Consider the following 2,975-nt stretch of genomic DNA (forward strand, 5'->3'; position numbering starts at 1 on the left):
ATAGCTGCTGGAGGCAAACCCGGTGAACTGAAATATCTAAGTAACCGGAGGAAAAGAAATCAACCGAGATTCCCTGAGTAGTGACGAGCGAACGGGGAACAGCCCTTAAGCTGATATGGTTTTAGAAGAACAGTCTGGAAAGACTGGCCATAGAAGGTGACAGCCCTGTATTTGAAAGGGCCATATCAGTGAAGACGAGTAGGGCGGGGCACGAGAAACCCTGTCTGAACATGGGGGGACCATCCTCCAAGGCTAAATACTCCTGACCGACCGATAGTGAACCAGTACCGTGAGGGAAAGGCGAAAAGAACCCCGGAGAGGGGAGTGAAATAGATCCTGAAACCGTGTGCGTACAAGCAGTAGGAGCCTCGCAAGGGGTGACTGCGTACCTTTTGTATAATGGGTCAGCGACTTACTGTTCGTGGCAAGCTTAACCGTGTAGGGGAGGCGAAGGGAAACCGAGTCTGATAAGGGCGCATAGTCGCGGGCAGTAGACCCGAAACCGGGTGATCTAGTCATGGCCAGGGTGAAGGTGCCGTAACAGGTACTGGAGGCCCGAACCCACGTCTGTTGCAAAAGACGGGGATGAGCTGTGATTAGGAGTGAAAAGCTAATCGAACCCGGAGATAGCTGGTTCTCCTCGAAAGCTATTTAGGTAGCGCCTCATATGTATCCTCTTGGGGGTAGAGCACTGTTATGGCTAGCGGTCCATCGCGGATTAGCAAACCATTGCAAACTCCGAATACCAAGACGGACTGTATGGGAGACACACGGCGGGTGCTAACGTCCGTCGTGAAAAGGGAAACAACCCAGACCCACAGCTAAGGTCCCAAATTTCGTGCTAAGTGGAAAACGATGTGGAAAGGCACAGACAGCCAGGAGGTTGGCTTAGAAGCAGCCACCCTTTAAAGAAAGCGTAATAGCTCACTGGTCGAGTCGGTCTGCGCGGAAGATTTAACGGGGCTAAGCACGAAACCGAAGCTTGGGGTGCATCGCGATAAGCGATGCGCGGTAGAGGAGCGTTCCGTAAGCCTGCGAAGGTGGATTGAGAAGTCCGCTGGAGGTATCGGAAGTGCGAATGCTGACATGAGTAACGATAATGCGGGTGAAAAGCCCGCACGCCGAAAGCCCAAGGTTTCCTTGCGCAACGTTAATCGACGCAGGGTTAGTCGGTCCCTAAGGCGAGGGCGAAAGCCGTAGTCGATGGGAAGCAGGTTAATATTCCTGCACCTCGCGTAAGTGCGATGGAGGGACGGAGAAGGTTAGGCAGGCCAGGCGTTGGTTGTCCTGGTGAGAGCGTTGAGGCGGTTCCCTTTGGCAAATCCGGGGGAGCAACGTTGAGACGAAGGACCAGCCCTTTAGGGCGAAGCTGCTGATATCACGCTTCCAGGAAAAGCTCCTAAGCTTCAGCTTACGCAGACCGTACCGTAAACCGACACAGGTGGGTAGGATGAGAATTCTCAGGCGCTTGAGAGAACTCGGGTGAAGGAACTAGGCAAAATAGCACCGTAACTTCGGGAGAAGGTGCGCCTCTTCTGGTGAATAGCTGGGGGAGGCCGAAGTGACCAGGCCGCTGCGACTGTTTATCAAAAACACAGCACTCTGCAAACACGAAAGTGGACGTATAGGGTGTGACGCCTGCCCGGTGCTGGAAGGTTAATTGATGGGGTCAGCCGCAAGGCGAAGCTCTTGATCGAAGCCCCAGTAAACGGCGGCCGTAACTATAACGGTCCTAAGGTAGCGAAATTCCTTGTCGGGTAAGTTCCGACCTGCACGAATGGCGTAACGACAGCGGCGCTGTCTCCACCCGAGACTCAGTGAAATTGAAATCGCTGTGAAGATGCAGCGTTCCCGTGGCAAGACGGAAAGACCCCGTGAACCTTTACTATAGCTTTACATTGAACGTTGAGTTCGTCTGTGTAGGATAGGTGGGAGGCTATGAAACTGTGGCGCTAGCTGCAGTGGAGCCAACCTTGAAATACCACCCTGATGTGCTTGACGTTCTAACCTAGGTCCGTTATCCGGATCGGGGACCATGTATGGTGGGTAGTTTGACTGGGGCGGTCTCCTCCCAAAGAGTAACGGAGGAGCACGAAGGTACGCTCAGCGCGGTCGGACATCGCGCACTGTGTGCAAAGGCATAAGCGTGCTTGACTGCAAGATCGACGGATCAAGCAGGTACGAAAGTAGGTCTTAGTGATCCGGTGGTTCTGTATGGAAGGGCCATCGCTCAACGGATAAAAGGTACTCCGGGGATAACAGGCTGATACCGCCCAAGAGTTCATATCGACGGCGGTGTTTGGCACCTCGATGTCGGCTCATCACATCCTGGGGCTGTAGTCGGTCCCAAGGGTATGGCTGTTCGCCATTTAAAGTGGTACGCGAGCTGGGTTCAGAACGTCGTGAGACAGTTCGGTCCCTATCTGCCATGGGCGTTGGAGATTTGAGAGGGGCTGCTCCTAGTACGAGAGGACCGGAGTGGACGAACCTCTGGTGTTCCGGTTGTCACGCCAGTGGCACTGCCGGGTAGCTATGTTCGGAAGCGATAACCGCTGAAAGCATCTAAGCGGGAAGCGCGCCTCAAGATGAGATCTCCCGGGACACAAGTCCCCTAAAGGAACCATCAAGACTAGGTGGTTGATAGGTCAGGTGTGTAAGCGCTGTAAGGCGTTGAGCTAACTGATACTAATGATCCGTGTGGCTTGACCATATAACCTCAAGTGGCTTCGCCCTAGCGAAGACCACCTTAGCCTCGACGCACGTCGATGCTCACTAATCGCTCTCTACATCACAAGTAACTACGCGAGACTGAGCGCCTAATCCAGCTGTATCGGATGGCGACGCTCCAACCGTCTCCCTGGTGAAATTAGCGCTGTGGTCCCACCCGATCCCATCCCGAACTCGGAAGTGAAACGCAGCTGCGCCGATGGTAGTGTGGCTTAAGCCATGCAAGAGTAGGTCATCGCCAGGGTCTT

General features: G+C 54.0%; 2 rRNA genes (1 of these 2 cut by a window edge). Both read left to right on the forward strand.

Going from position 1 to position 2,975, the window contains the following annotated elements:
* Nucleotides 1-2,710: ribosomal RNA gene (locus EAT51_RS20190) — 23S ribosomal RNA — on the forward strand; it begins 159 nt to the left of the window's first position.
* Nucleotides 2,711-2,856: 146 nt separating this feature from the next.
* Nucleotides 2,857-2,971, forward strand: a 5S ribosomal RNA gene (rrf, locus tag EAT51_RS20195).
* Nucleotides 2,972-2,975: the final 4 nt, after the last annotated feature.

Source organism: Pseudoxanthomonas winnipegensis, from assembly GCF_004283755.1.
In the GTDB taxonomy this organism is placed as follows: Bacteria; Pseudomonadota; Gammaproteobacteria; order Xanthomonadales; family Xanthomonadaceae; genus Pseudoxanthomonas_A; species Pseudoxanthomonas_A winnipegensis.